Source organism: Paenibacillus cymbidii, from assembly GCF_004764705.1.
GTDB classification, from domain to species: domain Bacteria; phylum Bacillota; class Bacilli; order Paenibacillales; family NBRC-103111; genus Paenibacillus_AN; species Paenibacillus_AN cymbidii.
Genome location: NZ_SHLX01000005.1, coordinates 249306 through 266037, shown reverse-complemented (window position 1 = coordinate 266037; position 16732 = coordinate 249306). Strand labels below are relative to the sequence as shown.

At 53.5% G+C, this 16732-nt stretch carries 13 protein-coding genes; 12 read left to right on the top strand and 1 reads right to left on the bottom strand.

Translation table 11 applies throughout. The features are described from left to right. Nucleotides 1-92 precede the first annotated feature (92 nt). The 9 genes from EXY20_RS09650 (at nucleotide 93) to EXY20_RS09610 (ending at nucleotide 13358) form a co-directional block, all read left to right on the top strand. Entirely contained in the window at nucleotides 93-2648 is a 2556-nt protein-coding gene (locus EXY20_RS09650) for a beta-mannosidase (protein ID WP_135550225.1), read from the top strand. A 48-nt stretch (nucleotides 2649-2696) separates the two neighbouring features. Beyond that, the gene (locus EXY20_RS09645) at nucleotides 2697-4481 is read left to right on the top strand and encodes a glycoside hydrolase domain-containing protein (protein ID WP_135550223.1); all 1785 of its coding nucleotides are present in this window, start codon (nucleotides 2697-2699) and stop codon (nucleotides 4479-4481) included. Between the two features lie 37 nt (nucleotides 4482-4518). Next, nucleotides 4519-4980 (top strand): hypothetical protein, encoded by a 462-nt coding sequence (locus EXY20_RS09640; RefSeq protein ID WP_135550221.1) that lies wholly within the window; start codon nucleotides 4519-4521, stop codon nucleotides 4978-4980. A gap of 142 nt (nucleotides 4981-5122) precedes the next feature. Next, nucleotides 5123-5821, top strand: a complete 699-nt coding sequence (locus tag EXY20_RS09635) for a Fic family protein (RefSeq protein ID WP_135550219.1) — start codon at nucleotides 5123-5125, stop codon at nucleotides 5819-5821. Between the two features lie 267 nt (nucleotides 5822-6088). Continuing rightward, nucleotides 6089-7702, top strand: coding sequence for a response regulator (locus tag EXY20_RS09630; protein WP_235885517.1), 1614 nt, complete (start codon nucleotides 6089-6091; stop codon nucleotides 7700-7702). After that, the gene (locus EXY20_RS09625; RefSeq protein ID WP_135550215.1) at nucleotides 7695-9518 is read left to right on the top strand and encodes a sensor histidine kinase; all 1824 of its coding nucleotides are present in this window, start codon (nucleotides 7695-7697) and stop codon (nucleotides 9516-9518) included. The genes EXY20_RS09630 and EXY20_RS09625 overlap by 8 nt, the downstream gene beginning before the upstream one ends. Before the next feature lie 255 nt (nucleotides 9519-9773). After that, on the top strand, nucleotides 9774-10619 hold the full coding sequence (locus EXY20_RS09620) for an ABC transporter permease (RefSeq protein ID WP_167859119.1): 846 nt from the start codon (nucleotides 9774-9776) through the stop codon (nucleotides 10617-10619). Nucleotides 10620-10638: 19 nt separating this feature from the next. Then, nucleotides 10639-11529, top strand: coding sequence for a carbohydrate ABC transporter permease (locus EXY20_RS09615; RefSeq protein ID WP_135550211.1), 891 nt, complete (start codon nucleotides 10639-10641; stop codon nucleotides 11527-11529). 125 nt (nucleotides 11530-11654) lie between these two features. After that, on the top strand, nucleotides 11655-13358 hold the full coding sequence (locus EXY20_RS09610; protein ID WP_135550209.1) for a type 2 periplasmic-binding domain-containing protein: 1704 nt from the start codon (nucleotides 11655-11657) through the stop codon (nucleotides 13356-13358). A gap of 132 nt (nucleotides 13359-13490) precedes the next feature. Here the strand turns inward: EXY20_RS09610 and EXY20_RS09605 are convergent, their stop codons facing one another. Next, entirely contained in the window at nucleotides 13491-14696 is a 1206-nt protein-coding gene (locus tag EXY20_RS09605; protein WP_135550207.1) for a right-handed parallel beta-helix repeat-containing protein, read from the bottom strand. A gap of 406 nt (nucleotides 14697-15102) precedes the next feature. Between EXY20_RS09605 and EXY20_RS09600 the strand changes: the two genes are divergently transcribed. From EXY20_RS09600 to EXY20_RS09590, 3 genes are all read left to right on the top strand, one after another. Then, a complete protein-coding gene (locus EXY20_RS09600; protein WP_135550205.1) occupies nucleotides 15103-15720 on the top strand; it encodes a TetR/AcrR family transcriptional regulator in 618 nt (205 codons plus the stop codon). Nucleotides 15721-15725: 5 nt separating this feature from the next. Next, the gene (locus tag EXY20_RS09595) at nucleotides 15726-16064 is read left to right on the top strand and encodes a DUF1801 domain-containing protein (protein ID WP_135550354.1); all 339 of its coding nucleotides are present in this window, start codon (nucleotides 15726-15728) and stop codon (nucleotides 16062-16064) included. Nucleotides 16065-16192: 128 nt separating this feature from the next. Then, nucleotides 16193-16723, top strand: a complete 531-nt coding sequence (locus EXY20_RS09590; protein WP_135550203.1) for a dihydrofolate reductase family protein — start codon at nucleotides 16193-16195, stop codon at nucleotides 16721-16723. The last annotated feature ends 9 nt before the right edge of the window (nucleotides 16724-16732 follow it).

Genomic DNA, 16732 nt, shown 5'->3' with positions numbered 1-16732 from the left:
TTGCCTTCTACTTGGGAAGAGCCGCTCGCTTTACCATTAGGGAGAAGAACAAGTGACCGCGCCAAAAGCGGCGAGGCTGGAAGGGAAAAGAGATGCCCGTGAGCATGACGCGCAAGAGCAAGCTGAATGCAAATTGGATGCTGCAAGGCTTTGACCGGCTGGAAGAAATCCCGGCAGCCGTTCATCGTACGGGTTATGACAAGGGGGACTGGCTGGAAGCCGCGGTGCCGGGGGACGTCCATTCGACGCTGCTTGCACACGGTCGTATCGAGGATCCGTTCGTATCGACGAACGATCAGAAGTGCCGGTGGATCGAGCGCAAAATATGGGTGTACCGCACGGAGTTCGACCGGCCGGATTCAGGGGGCGACTGCGATGTTTTCCTAACCTTCGAGGGACTGGACACGCTGGCGGAGGTGCTTGTCAACGGGGAATCCGTTGCCGTATCGAGTAATATGTTCGTGCCGGTGAGCGTCAAGCTGACCGGGAAGCTGAAGGAGCAAGGCAACGTAGTCGTCGTCCGCTTCGATCCGGTGGTGGAATACGCCCGTACGAAAGATGTGTCCCGCTTCTGGTCGAAGGTCAATTACGAGCGCATCTGGCTTCGCAAGTGCGCCTGCAATTTTTCCTGGGACTGGAGTCCGCGCATGGTTACGGCCGGCGTCTGGAGGGACGTATGGCTGCAGACGGTGCGAAAGGCTAGAATCGACCACACTTTTTTCCGAACGCTGTCGATTGGGCCTGACGAGGCCGAAGTGCAGGTCGACGTGGACGTGAGCCGGTATGACTCGGAGCTTCCGCTGCTCGCAGAGGTCGCCTTGGAGGGGGGCGATCAGTGCTTCCGGCATGAAGCCGAGGTGAAGGACGGCAAAGCGATCGTCCGCTTCAAGGTGGAGCAGCCCCGCCTCTGGTGGACGTTCGACCTGGGAACGCCCGCTCTGTACAACTTGACGGTTCGGCTGATGGAGCGGGGAACGGGAATGCTGCTCGATACGGCATCCGATCAAGTCGGGATACGGTCCATTGAGGTAAATTTGCGATCCGAAGCTGGAAGTCCGCGCTTTACGTTCGTGTTGAACGGCAGACCGATTTATGCGAAAGGCGCCAATTGGATCCCTGCGCACAATTTCATCGGGGCGATTCCGGACGAACGGTACGCCGACCTCATTACGCTGTCGCGGGAAGCGAATATGAATATGCTTCGCGTATGGGGAGGCGGGGTTTACGAGAAGGACATCTTCTACCGGGAATGCTCGCGTCAAGGGTTGCTCGTCTGGCAGGACTTCATGTTCTCGTGCAGCGAAGTGCCCGATTTCGACGCGGACTTTATGGAGAGCGTGCGAGAAGAAGTGATCGCGAACGTGAAAGCGCTTCGAAGCCATCCATGCATCGCGATTTGGGCGGGCAACAACGAGAACCAGGCGATTCACAGCGAGAAAATGCACTATCGAAGCGATTACCGCTTCTATGGCGAGAAAATTTTCCACGACCTGATGCCGGGCTTGCTGGAAGATCTGGATCCGACGCGCCTGTACTGGCCGAGCTCTCCTTGGGGCGGCAACGACCCGAACACCTTCGCCGAAGGGGATACGCACAATTGGGCCGTATGGGCCGGCGACGTGTATCCCCGGCGGTACGGGGAGGCTTCCCGTCAGGACGTGACGGCTTACGGCATTTCCTATCGAAGGTATGCGGAGGATACGTCGAAGTTCAGCAGCGAGTTCGGCATTCACGGCAGCACGGTGAAAGAAACGCTTCGCCGCTATATTCCCGAATCGGAGCTGTATTACGGCAGCTTCGAGCTGGATTACCGCAACAAGGATTACGAACCGGAGAAGGCGGATATCACGATGGCCGCTTATTCCGGGCTTCCGAACGATCTGGAGCAATACATCGATTTTTCGATGCTCTGCCAGGCGGAAGGACTCAAGTTCGGAGTCGAGCATTTCCGCAGGCGCAAGCCGGAGAACAGCGGCTCGCTCATCTGGCAGCTGAACGATTGCTGGCCCGGCATCAGCTGGAGCCTGATCGACTTCTGCCTGTTCCCGAAGGCTTCGTATTACTACGCCCGCCGGTTTTTTAACCCGATTCTGCTTTCCTTCAAGGACGAGGAGGACGGGGGCGTTTCCGTCTGGGTGACCAACGACCGATACGACAGCTTCGAGGATACGATTACGATCGGGGTGCAAAATTGCTTCGGAAACCCGACTTACGAACAAAGCTTCGGGGTTCGGGTCCAGTCGAACGGCTCCCAATGCATGGTCCGGTATTCCGCGGCGGAAATCGAGTGGCGCTTCGGCGTGATTGACCGGAGAAGCCACTTCCTCTTCGCGAGAAGCACGCGCGACGATGTTTACGACAATCATTATTTCTTCGCCGAGCAGAAGCAGCTGCGCTTCAGTCCTTGCCGTTTGCAAATCTCGCGGAAGGAGCATCCGGACGGAATCGAGATCGAGCTCCAGGCCGATACTTTCGCCCGTTTCGTGAGGCTGGAATGCCCGATCGATCATACGATGTTTTCCGACAATTACTTTAATCTGATACCGGGCGAACGGAAGTCGGTCATTGCGACCAATCGGAAAGGAAAGACGCTCACGGCTGCGGACATAACGATCGGCGCGTTGAACGCGGCGAAAGTGCGCAGCTGACCGACGAACGGAAAAGAGTGTTTCCATTAACCGCGAAGGGGACGAGCCATGAGCAACAGTTATTTGATCCACGATATGATCCGCATTTGTCCGCAAACCGGAGAAGTGCTGGAGAAAGAGGCGCGCGTCGGTTCGCCGGGCGAGCTTCGGAAGAACCCGCAGGCGTTGCTTTCCCCGAGAAACGCCTACGTTTCCTTTCAAATCATCCTTCGGCTAGGCGGCGGTTCCATAGAAGACATTCGGATTCAGGCCGAATCGGTTAAGGGAGAGCGCGGGGAAATACCGGCCGCGGAATTCACGTTCTACACGCAGTGGTTCCACCGGATTCAGGGACGCTACTGCCCCGATGCGCTTGTACCGCTTGAGGAAGGACAATCGAGCCGGCTTTCGCTTGCATCCGTGACGGGTATGAATGCAATTGAAGGGCAATCGTATGCCGCCGTTTGGGCAGACCTGTTCGTTCCTAGAGACGTCAAGCCGGGCGACTATCACGGTACCCTCCGCGTTACGACCGGAGCCGGGACCGACTCGCATCCCATTCGCTTGAGAGCGCTGGAGACGATCGTTCCGAACGAGTCGTTCATGATCGCGGATTTGAACAGCTACGCCGATAACCTGTCCAGACGGATCGGCTGCTTGAGAAATAATGACAACCGCTACGAAGACGGTACGTTTTTTAACGTGGAGAAGCAATTTTTCCGCATGGCTCACGAGCATCGCTGCCTGTTCCACTATTTGCCGTACGCTCACTCCGGCGACATTCCCCCGACGTTCGCTCCCGAGTTGGAGGGGAAAGGCAAGGCGATGCGGGTGAAGGACTGGTCACGCTTCGACGAGCATTTCGGTCCTTATCTCGACGGCTCCGCCTTCGCGGACACGAAGAGGGGGGCGATCCCGATCCCCTTCATGTACCTTCCGTTCAACTTTCATTGGCCGGCCGATTATGTGAAGTTCGGGACAAAAGGCTACCGTACGGAATTTGCGGCTATTATGGAAGAGTTCCATCGCCATTTTAGCGAGATGGGCTGGCTTCGCACGAAGTTCGAGCTGTTCCTGAACCATAAGAAGCGCTATAAGCTGTTTCCGTATGACGGGGATGAAACGCGGTTCGTATGGGACGAGAAGATTAATGATATTTTCTACGATCTTGCAAAGGAGGTACTGGAGAAAGAAGGCGGCGCGAAGTTTATATTCCGCACGGACGCCAGTTGGAGCTACGGCCTGCATTTCGAGAAATACGCCACTATGATCAAGATGTGGGTCGTCAACCAGCAAATTTTCTCCTGGTTTCCGGAAGGCTTGCAATCGCTGCGCAAGGCGGGCGACGTCGTGTGGACGTACGGCGGCACGCAATCGATCGGCCAGTCGCTGATGGCCACCGTCATTTCCCCGCTTACGGCTGTGGTGCAGGGCGTTGACGGGTTCTGCTTCTGGGAAAATACGCTTTGGGGGGACAAGTGGCCGATTACGCCGGATTCAGACGGCCGGGCGGCACTATTTTACCCCGGAGACGAGCTGTTCGGCATACGCGGGCCAATCCCGTCCATCCGGCTCAAGACGATGAGAGGGGCCATGCAGGTCGCCGATTGCATGGAGCAGTGGATCCGCCGACAGCCGGAGGGAGGCCGGGAACGAATCGCCGGGATCATCGCTCGGGCGCTTGACATCAAGCCCGGTTCATGGTGGTCGGACAAACCGCATTTCCTGGACCGTCCTCCCTACCTGTGGCTGGACGGCATGCTGAGCGAGGCGCCGAGCGCCTCGCTGCAACGGGGGCAGCCGCCGGAAGCGTTCCATGACATGAAGCAAGCCCTATGGGGCATGTTGGGATAAAGGGGGAATACGAATGAACCGACCACGGTATAGTTTAATGGAAATCGCCAGGCTGGGCGCCCTGTTTCTTCCCGGGGATGCGCTGGAGGACGTCATGCCGCCCGAGCGGAAGGAGTATCCGCTCCTCGTCTCCGGCGCCAAGGGCCGATTCGCCGTCACAGACGAAATCGATTTCGTCGAGGAAAACTTTAACGCTTTGAAAAGAGTGCTTCTGCTGACCGAGAGAATCGACCCGCAGCGGGCGCCTTATACGGCCCTCTGGATCCGGAGGCCGGAAAATCCGTCGCACGGCGAGATCATGGTTGCCGGCCGCGCGCTGCCGGGTGAAGGAACGGACATTCAGCCGCTCTGGCCGGAAATTCTGCGCGCTTTTGCGGGTCAACCGACACGCCGGGATCGCAACAAAGGCGAGACCGTCTATTATCCGGTACGAAATTCGGATGAAGACATCGTCGGAGTCCTCGAAGTAACGGAAAACCTTGCGCCATTTTTTGTATGATCTGCTTGAAGCACCGAAGCCGCTTGCCGGCTCGGTGCTTTTTTTCCATGTCAGGAGGGGAGCGGAGCGTTCGATAATATTGATGAAAGGTGATTTTGCTTTCGAAACCGGATATAATGAAAACAGGCAGGAGGGAAACAAAATGAAGCCATTTTCAGATAAATATGCGCTGACCAAACAACAAAGCCTATTTCTGGCTAAGAAGAAATGGGACGAAAATATATACTGCGGCATGAAGATGGAAAACCGGAATATTACCTTTCCGCAAACCCAAACGATACTGAACGGTGTCAATGTCCCCGGTGTTACGCTGGACGACATACAAGCCGTCCTTAATATGAGGGATGCTTGGCGTTATTTATTGAACTCGATTGATGAGCCGATTACGCTTCCCCTCATTTGCAAGCTCAATGAATACGTCGCGAGGAATGAAGCGCTGGAATGGGGCGTTTTAAGAACCGGGCGTGTCGGAATTTCAGGCACGGATTATGTGCCGCCGCTCCCGGTGCAGAGCGAGATCGAACAGGAATTGGCGGACTTGCTGGCTGCGGACATGACCGCAACGGAGAAAGCCATTACGGCTTTCCTATGGGGAGTGCGGCGGCAAATGTTTTGGGATGGAAACAAGCGGACCTCTCTTCTGCTCGCAAACAAGCTTCTTGTCGGCAATGGACATGGTATGCTGACCATTACTGAGAAAAATATGGAGCGGTTTAACGAATTGTTGTCAGCCTACTATACGACGAACGATATGAGCGAGATCAAGCCGTTTTTATATGAACATGCGATCAGCGGTATTGACTTTGAGCAGGAAAAGCGTCGTGAATCAGCGCACTCATGAATCCAAGGACGTTATACGAAAGGCCACCTTCATTTTGATTCTGAAGGTGGCCTTTCAAGCCGATTTGTTGCTGATTGCCATGTTTTTCAATCCACCTCGTTACAAACAGAATACCGGGGAGGATAATATTGACCTGAATAGTTTAAGGTTGACATATAGCGAAGGCCGATGAAGAGCAAGCACAATGAGAGTAGAGAACGCGGTAGAAATCCGATTCTGATTGAGTTGGCGATCATGTCCCAACAGGAGGATACTAACTTGGTTCGGGTGCTCGTGGTAGACGATGAGAAAGAAATTCGCGGCGGTCTTGTTACCCGGCTGCCTTGGGCGGAATGGGGGGTCGATGAGGTAATGGACTCCGATGATGGGGATACGGCGCTGGAGCTTGCGCGTCGGTATCGTCCGGAATTGATTATTACCGATATTCGCATGCCTCGCATGAGCGGATTGCAGCTGCTGGAGGAGCTCGCTCGCGAGCAGTTTGAAGGAAGGGTCATTGTCATCAGCGGATTCGACGATTTCCATTATGCCAAGGAAGCATTCAAGCTCGGCGTTTCCGATTATTTGCTTAAGCCGATCAGCAGGGACGAACTCGAGAAGGCGGTAGCCGTCTCGCTGGAACGGATTCGGGCGCAAGCTGCCCTGGAGCAGGATAGGAGCTTAATCCGGCAAGGCTACGAGCTCGCCATCCCGCGCATGCGGGAGGAGCTCCTCAGAAGTTTCATCGAGAAACCGTACCGGGAAGATCAGGTCTTTCGGGTCCACCATAAACTGAAGCAGCTGAAGCTGGAGTGGATGCTGCAGGGAGAGCTCCGTTTGGTCATGTTCGGAGTGGATAGCTTGAAGGCGCTTACAGACGGAAAAACCCAGGAGGACAAAGATGCCCTTCTTGGCTTGCTGGGGGAGAAGCTCGATCTCCTGATGAAGGAATGGCAGCTAGACCGGTTTGTCTTGTTCCGCTCCAAGGAGGATACATGGGTCGCCCTGGTTGAGGACGGGGAAGCCATGGAGGGGACGCTCGAACGCTTGATCAAGCAGGTTTGCTCGCGAATCGGGGTAGAGCTCGGCATCCGGCTGAATCAGGGAGCGGCAAGCTCGGCAGGGCCGATACAACGTCTTCATGACTTGTACCGCAGAGCGCTGGAATCGTTCGTTTATCTCAAGGTATATGGCAGCCCGGAAGCCGATGCGCCCGAGGATGATCCGCAGATGAACCTGGAGGTTCATCTCGACAACCCGAAGGACCTGGCGGAAATCCTCAAATACGGGTCGGAACAAGATATTCACGATGCGATGGAGGGCTTCCCCCGCCTGGTCAAGTCGTGGAACGTTCAGCATCCGCGCGACCTTCAGCAGCGGACGTTCGAATGGCTGCTCGAGCTGTTTCGAACGGCCCAGCGATCAGGCTGGAAAGATACGTCGTGGGAGAAAAATCCGATCCTGCTCTGGGAGCATCTGGAACGCTTCGATACGCTGGAATCGCTGCAGCGGCAAGCGACGATTCGGCTGCTCGCAACAGCCGCGAGTTTGAAAGCGCAGTCCGACTCGAGAAGCCAGATCGTGCATGAGGCCAAACGGATCATAATACAGCGGTATAACGATAATTTGACGCTGCAGATGGTCGCCGAGCACGTGCATGTCACACCGGTATGGCTAAGCAAGCTGTTCAAGAAAGAGACCGGCATGAATTTTCTCGAATTTATGACGGACATCCGCTTGACCAAAGCGGCGGAGCTGCTCACCGATTTGAATTACAGGGTGTATCAGATCAGCTATATGATCGGCTATCAGGATCCGGTTCATTTCTCCAAGCTATTCAAGAAAAAGTACGGCTGCAATCCCCAGGAATACCGAAACAGCAAAGGGAATCAGCATGAGTAAGCCGTCCGCCGTACAGGTCAGAAGATTCTCGATCCGACATCAGGTGATTCTCCTGTTTTTTCTCGTGGTGGTGCTGCCTTTTCTGTTTATCGGTTATTTTGCCTATTCCAAGTCGGTCAAGGCGATCCAGGACGTGAGTTCCATCGTTTCGAAGGAAATGATGGACAAGAACGCCAGAAATCTGGAAAACTATTTGGAATTGGTGGATACGGCCCAGAACGAGATCATGTATTCCGCCGATATGCAAACGCTTCTTAGCATCGTACCGACCGATACGTTGGAGGAGATGGCGATTGCCGCCCAGCTTATTCAGTATTCGAGTATGCTAAGTGTCAACTCTCATGCGTATTCCATTCGTATTTTCCCGATCGAGCCTTCGCGTTACCCGACTTTTACGCATGCGATCTATCAGGGAATCGACGTAGAGAAGGAGGAATGGTTTCGCCGGGCGACCGAGATGAAGTCCCCGTTCTGGCAGCTGTTCCTGCCGAAGGACAACAGCGTCTTGTATAAAGAGCCGATCCTCTCCAAGGTGAAACAATTGTATGGCTTGAACAAGTCGGAACCACTCGGATATGTGGCGGCCGATATTAAAGTGAGCACCTTAAGCGATTATTTGGCCCCGTTTCAAATGCTCGATCAGCAGCAAGTCATGCTGCTCGACGAGTTCGATACGATCATTTACCACCAGGATCAGCAGCGGATCGGAACCCGCATTACGTCCGCTGATCTGGTCTCGTATTTGCACAAGGTGCCGGAGTCGATGAGCCCGGTTGAGATCGGCGGAGTCAAATATATGGTAACATACGCTTCACTCGCCAAGAGCAACTGGAAGGTCGTGAGCTTGCTTCCGGTGTCCGTCCTGACGAAGCCGGTTTCGGGAATCGAGCATGTCAGTCTTTTGTTCCTGCTCTTTTATTTCCTATTATCCATGTGCACCGTCGCATACATGACCTTCCGGTTCACCAATCCGATTCAGAAGCTGGTCCAGTCCATGCGTAAGGTGGAACGAGGGGAGTTTTTCACCGGGGGGGCTCAAATGAATCGGGCGGATGAAATCGGCTGGCTCTACCGCGGCTTCGACAATTTGGTCAAACGGATCGACCAGCTCGTCACAAGCGCCGAGAAGGAGGCGAAGGACAAGAAAGAGCTCGAGTTTCAGGTGCTTACGCATCAGATTAATCCGCATTTCCTCTATAATACACTGGAAGCCATCCGCTGGAAGGCGGAGAGTCGGAAAGCGGACGATATCAGCGAAATGGTGCGATCGCTTGGGAATTTGCTAAGGCTTAGCTTGAACGATGGCCGCGAATTGTCGACCGTGTCGCGGGAGATCGAGCATGTGAAGGCGTACGTCAGCATTCAGAATGCGCGCCAGAGCGCATCGATCCGCATTGTTTACATGATCGAGGAGGAGATCATGCAGCTGCCCTGTCTTCGGCTCATGTTCCAGCCTCTGGTGGAGAACGCAATCAAGCATGCGACTCCGCATGCCGGTGACGGGGAAGCAGTCAAAATCGTCATCAAGGGCAGCCGGGAGCCAACATGCTTACGTTTTGAGATCATCGACAACGGCCCGGGTATTCCGAAGGAGAACCGCGCCGCGCTCCTCGCGTCGTCGGAGACGTCTTCGAATCAAAGAAAAGGCGTTGGCCTGCGCAACGTCCATGAGCGGCTTATGCTCTATTTCGGCGAGCGGTTCGGTTTGCATATTCTCGATCCGGTCGGAAGCGGAGCCGTAATCGAGTTGATCCACCCGGTGCTATGCGAAGAGTTTGAAGAAGAACACGGTAAAGATGATCGTTCCGGCACCTGAATGAATGTCAGGTGCTTTTGTTTTGAATCCGTTTAATATTCCCTCAGTAAAGAACAACTTTGCGCAATACAAAGCGGAATAGGCCAGGCGATATAATGGAAACAAACCAGACGGAGGAGAATCGGAGTGAACAGTAACGTTGCCGTGAATGCGGATTCAATGAAGTCCGTCAAGCCAATTAAGGCCAGCCGATGGTCTGTCGTATGGAAACGGGTCAAGAGGCAGCATCTTTTATTATGGATGTCCGTTCCGATTATGCTGCACCTGATCCTGTTCCAATTCGTCCCGTTATGGGGCTGGCTGATGGCCTTTAAGGATTATAATATCGGGCTCAGCCTATGGGATGCCAAGTGGGTGGGGCTCAAGCATTTCAAGGCGTTGCTTGAACACGACGATTTTATAAAAGATTTACGCAACAACTTCGCGATGAACACGATGCAGCTGGTAGCAGGCACGGTAACGGCGATCGGACTGGCAGTCATCTTGAGCGAGCTGCGCAGCAAGTCGTTCGTCCGCATCGTGCAAACGATGACCTATCTGCCGCATTTCGTTTCCATGGTCGTCGTCGCCAACATTTTCGTCATGCTGCTTTCGCCTGACGACGGACTGATCAACACGCTGCTGATCAAAATGGGCATCATCGACAAAGGCATCTTTTTCTTCGGCAAACCGACCTGGTTCTGGGTGCTGCATACAATCATTATCACGTGGAAAGGCTTCGGCTGGAGCGCCATCCTTTATTTGGCCGCGATATCGGGAATCGATCCAAGCCTGTACGATGCAGCGCAGGTCGACGGCGCCAGCCGCTGGCAGCGTGTTACATTCATCATCCTTCCGTCGATTATGCCGACCGTCATCCTGCTCTTGATTCTCGGCATCGGGAACCTGGTGACCGGCGGTTTCGAATCGCAGTTCCTGCTCGGCAATGTCATCAACGCAGAATATTCGGAGGTCATCTCGATCCTTGCGCTGCGCTTGGGGCTTAACGGAGGAGACTTTTCGTTCGGAACGGCAGTCGGCATTTTCAACTCCGTCGTCAGTATGACACTTGTCCTGATTGTCAATTCGATCGCAAGGCGCTATCAAGCCAACCTCTTTTAACGAATGGAGAGAATCCGCTATGCTGCATCATCGAACTGCGGGAGAACGTATCGTTGATGTGTTTTTATACGCGATATTGACCGTGGCCGCTATCTCCACCATCTACCCGTTCATCTATTTGCTAATCATCTCGCTGAACGAGACGACGGACGCGCTCAAGGGCGGGTTATACCTGTGGCCGCGGAAATTTACGTTTGAAAACTACGCATACGTCTTTCAGAACGATAGACTGGCGCGGGCTACGCTCAACTCTGTGACGCGAACCGTGATCGGAACCGTGATCTCCGTCTACTTCAACGGGATGTTGGCTTATGTGCTCAGCCGCAAGCTGTTCATGTTCCGGAAGCTGTTCAGCTTTATTCTTGTGGTAACCATTTATGTGAGCGGAGGCTTGATCCCTACTTACCTGCTGATCAAAAACCTCCATTTAATGAATACGTTCGCCGTCTATATCATTCCGGGCATCGTAAGCGCCTTCTATGTATTCGTCATGCGAACGTTTTTCGAGCAGCTGCCCGAGGGGTTGGTTGAATCCGCTTACATCGACGGGGCCAACGATTTTCGAATCTACACCTCCATTATCCTGCGAATCAGTCTGCCTGTTGTGGCGACGATCGCATTATATGTAGCCGTTAGCGAGTGGAACCAGTGGTTTGACAACTACTTATACAACAGCCGCAACGAAAAGCTGGCGGTGCTGCAGTACGAGCTGCAGAAAATGATTCAAACCGTAGAAACGGCAGCGAACTCGGGCACGGACGATAACAACGAAAACATTCGTCGCGTTATATCGCCGACCACGATCAAATCGACCTTAACCATATTGGTCACCGTCCCCATCCTTCTCGTTTATCCGTTCCTGCAAAAATATTTCGTAAAGGGCATGACGCTAGGGGCGATGAAGGATTGACTGCAAGATTTTCTAGTTGACCGATTTTCCGATTTCTTGATTTCACGGCAGCTTCCGCAAACCGGTGATAAGACGGTTGCCGCCTGAAATAAATCGAACCATCATGAAGTGGAGGTCGCAACAGAATGTGGAAAAAGAAAAGCTTTACCATCGTTACCGCCGTTTTGCTGATCGGCAGCCTTGCATTGACCGCCTGCTCCAAGAACAATTCGGGCAGCGGTTCAACGACTTCATCGTCGCCGTCGCCATCCGCCTCGACCGCTGCATCCACCGCCCCGTCGGCAAAGCCGACAAGATCGCCTTTTACGTTCACGATGAACACGGATAACCCGAACATCAACTGGACGAGTGAAGTGGCGCAAGAAATTACGAAGCGCACGGGCGCAACGATCAAGTGGGACATCATTACAGGCGACTTCCGCACGAAGATGAACGTATGGCTTGCAGCCGGCGATTTTCCCGAGGTCGTGAACATTCACGACAATACGCTGCAATCGTATGTCACCGCGAAAGCAGTTCTCGATTTGACCGACCTCATCAAACAGAACGCGCCTAACATTATGAAAGCGTATAACAACGACCTGTCCTCCCTCCAATGGTCGGACGGCAAAATTTACGGCCTGCTTCCGCCGCCGACGCAGAAGGTCGTCAGTCTCAACCAGACCGGCTGGGTCTCGATTCAGGCTGCCGTCCTGAAGGACGCCGGCTACCCGCAGATCAAAACGCTGGAAGATGTCGAAACTTTTGTGTCGAACTATATGAAAAAAAATCCGGAAATCGGCGGCGGCAAGACGATCGGCTTCTCGAACTTTGGCGCAGCGAACGCGCTTTACAACGTGTTTGACACGGCAGCCCGTTCCTACGCCGGCTTCCCGACGACAGCGCAATATTTCGTAGACGATCAGAATAATGCCAGACTGCGCTTCTTCGAGCCAGGCTATACAGATGCGTTCAAGTTCTTTAATAAGATCAACAAAGCGGGTCTGTTCGATCCGGAATCGCTTGTACAAACGCAGGAGCAGTTCACCGCGAAATGCAACCAGGGTCGGGTGCTTGTCGTATTCGGCGGAACCGGCTGTACCAATACGCTGGCAAAGAACGGGATGGAGGACCGCTCTTACATTTCGTTCGACATCGTCGCTCCAGGTAAAACCAAGATGAATGTGAAGCCAAGCACGTTCGCGAACCGCGGCGGCGACATGTGGCTGTCAATCACGAAGAACGCGAAGGATCCCGTTCGGATCATTCAGTTCTATGACGACATGTTCAAGCTGGAAAATCAGATCCTCGTTGGTTGGGGTATCGAAGGCAAGTATTACAAGGTTGAAAACGGCAAGCGCGTTGTGACAGACTGGTTCGTTCAGCAAACGAAAGACCATCCGGACACTTTCTATGAAGATCTCGGTGTCGGCTACGCACGTCCGATGTCGGCCCCCTATGCATCCGGCTTCACGTTGTCGGACGGCGATTTTGCGCTGTGGTCGAACTCGGAAAGCTGGATTGCGAAAAACATGAACAAGACGCAAGTCGATACGCTTGCGAAATACAATGCGAAGACCATGTCCGATCTGCTGGTTAAAGGTACGGAGAAGGATTATCAGTTCGCTCCGACGATTGCGAAATGGACGCCGGAAATCACGAAGTACAACACCGAGGCGATTGCGGAGTGGGGCAAGGCGCTTCCGAAGTTTATTTTCGAGAATGACGCTTCCAAGCTGGACGGCATCTGGGCGGATCTTCAGAAGACGCTCAAGGACAAGGGCCTCGACAAACAAAACCAAGATGTCACAGCCATCTACCAGGATTATCTCAAATCGGTCAAGAAGTAAAAGCAAGGCCGGCGCCAATCCACCGGGAGGCGCCGGCTATTTTACGTCGATACCGGATTTCTCATATTTTGCTCTATTGCAGCAAAAAAACCTTAGGAATCCTAAGGTTTTTTGAATGAAAGGGAGTTTGCGCTACGCCGGGTTTTCGGGGAACCAGTGCGAATGAATCTTCAAGCCGCAGTTGACGAACTCGTTGTTTTCCATCCGGATATCGTATGTGTGTTCCTCGAGACAAATGCCGATCGTGCGCTCCTGCGACGTTCGGGTGAACCCGATCCGGTTCGCCGCCAGTTCTACGTCGTGGGTGTAGCCGCGGAATCGGATGCCTACGAACCCCATATTTTCCGAGCCGTTATCCATCAAGATGTTGCTTTCGACCCGATTGTAGCTGGCGGAAGACGGCTCCGGCTCGTTCCGGAAGAAAATGCCGTAATACCGATTGTCGGAAAAGTCGTTATGCCGGATCACGTTGTGCGTATCCTTATGTCCGATCGACAGACCGCTCATCGCGTTGCCGATCGCTTTGCAATGTTCGACGACGCTGTTCTGCACTCTCCAGCACAGGAAAATACCGTCCATGCCGTTGTCCAGGAAACGGCTTCCCCGGATCTGCGTGCCGGAAGTGCCGCTTCCGGGATGAATCCCTTTGCCCCGGTTGCAGACGCTGTCGCAATCGATGACATGAATATCGGAGCAATGCTGATAGCTGATTCCGTCTCCGTTGTAGTTTCGGATCGTACAGTCCTCCATGACGACCTGCCGGGCGCCATACAAATAGATGCCTCCGTTCCGGCAGCCCTCCGCGAACGTCCGATTGTGCGGATTGCCTTCAACAATCAAGTGGCGTATGTGCACGTCCTCGCAGCCGATCCCGCTGATTACGGAAGCCTGGGTGGTGACGATCCCCCCGTCGGTGACGAGGACGGTGGAATGAAGCTCGCGATCAAAATACAAGATGCTGCCTGACTTGCCGGTGATAACGGCCGCCGTGTCGCCGAAGCCCATGCTTGCGGACGCCTTGCGTATGGTAACGGTTTGACCGATCGCGAACGGATCGGGGTTCTTCACCGTTACTTGCGATTCATGCAGATCGGCGTCGGCCGCAAGCTCCGATGACCGTTCCTCTCCTTGATGGAGGAACGTCTGTCCGGGCACCCCTTCCAGCGTTACACGGGAACGCAGATGGAGGGTACTGTCCAAGCGGAATGCGCCGGGGCCGATCCGGACGGTCCCTCCGCCCAATTGAGCCGCGTAATCGATCGCCGCTTGAATGGCCAAATTCGCTCGACCGGTCAAATCGCCGGCTTCTATGCCTACGGTGATTATTATTTTGTTCATGCGGGCTGTACTCACTCCTTCAACGGCTATGTCAACTTTCAGTCTAACATCGGCCGAAAGAATGCCGCGACGGGACAAATATGTTTTTTACTTAGAAGAATTTAACCGGTTTGCACGAGCTTTCCGCCAATAAGGCGGACAAGTCGGGCGAGGAGTCCGTCGTTACAGTAAAGCGGCGATCGGCGAGCAGATCATCCCGCGGTGCAGTTTGTCATGAGCTGACGGTTCCTCCGGGAACGAAGAAAACGGGCATCATTGAGCTATCGGGGAGGTTAGTTACAACGCCAGATAATCTGGCGGGAAACAAAAAGAGGTGCAGGCGTCTTGACGGCAGGTTAACTTTGGAATAAGATAATGTCAGTCACCACTGACAGACAATTTATAATCTGCAGAAAGGTAGTTGATCATGCGTCAAAATAAGCAAGGGAGCGCAGAGAAATTGTTACGGGCTGCGATCGACCTGATTTCGGAGAAAGGCTACCATGGCGTCACGACGGAGGAAATCGCCTCATCGGCCGATTTAAGCGAAAAGACGCTTTTTCGACATTTCGGCAGCAAGCAGAATTTGCTGGAAGCCGCCCTTGAACGATTTCAGTATGCCGAAGAGATGCGAGTACTCTTCAACGAGCAGATTGTATGGGAGTTAGAAGTCGACCTGCTAGCCATCAGCAAAAAATATCATGACATCATGAACCGAGACCGCAAGCTGATTCTGATCGCCTTAAAGGATGAGGTCCATATCCCCGGATTTAAAGAACGTCGACTGCAACATCCTCGGCAATTGCTGATGTTTCTGACAGATTACTTCGTTGAAATGAGCGACAAAGGCAAAATAGCTTGTGCGAACCCCACTATGCAGGCGTTTACATTCATGATGGCTCAATACGGCACATTCATTAACGATTTGGAAGCGGGTAACAATTATCCAGGTATCAGTCTCGATCAGTTCATAGAAGAGAATGTGAAAATCTTCGTCAGGTCTCTGACTCTGTCCAACACTAACTGTGATAAGGAGCTGAAATAGCAATGATGAATCAGGAAGTTTCCGCATTTATCGAGAGCCTAAGTCAACCATGGCAAATCGAGGTCAGTAACCAACTGCGCCAGATGGTACATCAGGTTATTCCGGAAGCCGAAGAACGCATTCAATACAAGAAGCCCCACTTCCTGAAAGATGGACATTATGCAGCGGTTATATCGCCGTCGAAAGATGCCATTGCATTCATGATCATGAATACTTCCGGCCTTACGTTTCCAAAAGGATTTGAAGGGCCGGACGAGAGGAAATGGCTAAAAATTCGAAAAGAGGATACTCCCGATTACGGTCTCCTTGCCGATCTTCTGGTTCAAGCTTCAAGCACTCTATGAGGCAGTATTGTTTAATTTACCCTCCTTCGATAAACTAGAGATAACATGCAGACATGAAGGAGGCTACAAATGGAACGCGTAAGCCTGATGATGAATGTAAGAGAAACCCAGGGAGGAGAGTCGGTCGCATGGCAAAGATCGTTTTCGCATTGAACCAGTCTCTGGACGGTTTCGTCGACCACATGGCGTTTCAGCCCGACCCCGTGTTATTCCGTCATTTCATCGACGATGTGCGCGATCTGACAGGCAGCCTGTACGGGCGCCGCATGTACGAGACGATGCGGTATTGGGACGATGATCATGATGAATGGGACGAGTCGGAACGGGAATACGCAGCGGCGTGGCAAAGCAAACCGAAGTGGGTGGTGTCGAGGACGTTAACGTCCGTCGGTCCGAACGCTTCTCTGATCGAGGGCGACCTCGCAACGGCCATACGTGGACTGAAGGCTCAGCATGAAGGGGTGATTGAAGTTGCCGGGCCGGAGTTGGCGCACAGTCTGACGGAGCTCGGTCTCGTTGATGAGTATCGGCTCTATCTCCATCCAGTCGTACTGGGTCACGGCAAGCCGTTCTTCGCCGGTCCGCGGCCGCCGCTGCGCCTTGTGGCAAGCGATCGAATTGGCGATCAGGCGATCAGGTTGACGTATGTTCCAGCTTAGTTGTTGACC

Bases quoted from the DNA above. Each gene is read 5' to 3' on its own strand.
- EXY20_RS09650 (WP_135550225.1), top strand. From the start codon at position 93: ATGCCCGTGAGCATGACGCGCAAGAGCAAGCTGAATGCAAATTGGATG.
- EXY20_RS09645 (WP_135550223.1), top strand. From the start codon at position 2,697: ATGAGCAACAGTTATTTGATCCACGATATGATCCGCATTTGTCCGCAA.
- EXY20_RS09640 (WP_135550221.1), top strand. From the start codon at position 4,519: ATGGAAATCGCCAGGCTGGGCGCCCTGTTTCTTCCCGGGGATGCGCTG.
- EXY20_RS09635 (WP_135550219.1), top strand. From the start codon at position 5,123: ATGAAGCCATTTTCAGATAAATATGCGCTGACCAAACAACAAAGCCTA.
- EXY20_RS09625 (WP_135550215.1), top strand. From the start codon at position 7,695: ATGAGTAAGCCGTCCGCCGTACAGGTCAGAAGATTCTCGATCCGACAT.
- EXY20_RS09620 (WP_167859119.1), top strand. From the start codon at position 9,774: ATGCTGCACCTGATCCTGTTCCAATTCGTCCCGTTATGGGGCTGGCTG.
- EXY20_RS09615 (WP_135550211.1), top strand. From the start codon at position 10,639: ATGCTGCATCATCGAACTGCGGGAGAACGTATCGTTGATGTGTTTTTA.
- EXY20_RS09610 (WP_135550209.1), top strand. From the start codon at position 11,655: ATGTGGAAAAAGAAAAGCTTTACCATCGTTACCGCCGTTTTGCTGATC.
- EXY20_RS09605 (WP_135550207.1), bottom strand. From the start codon at position 14,696: ATGAACAAAATAATAATCACCGTAGGCATAGAAGCCGGCGATTTGACC.
- EXY20_RS09600 (WP_135550205.1), top strand. From the start codon at position 15,103: ATGCGTCAAAATAAGCAAGGGAGCGCAGAGAAATTGTTACGGGCTGCG.
- EXY20_RS09595 (WP_135550354.1), top strand. From the start codon at position 15,726: ATGAATCAGGAAGTTTCCGCATTTATCGAGAGCCTAAGTCAACCATGG.
- EXY20_RS09590 (WP_135550203.1), top strand. From the start codon at position 16,193: ATGGCAAAGATCGTTTTCGCATTGAACCAGTCTCTGGACGGTTTCGTC.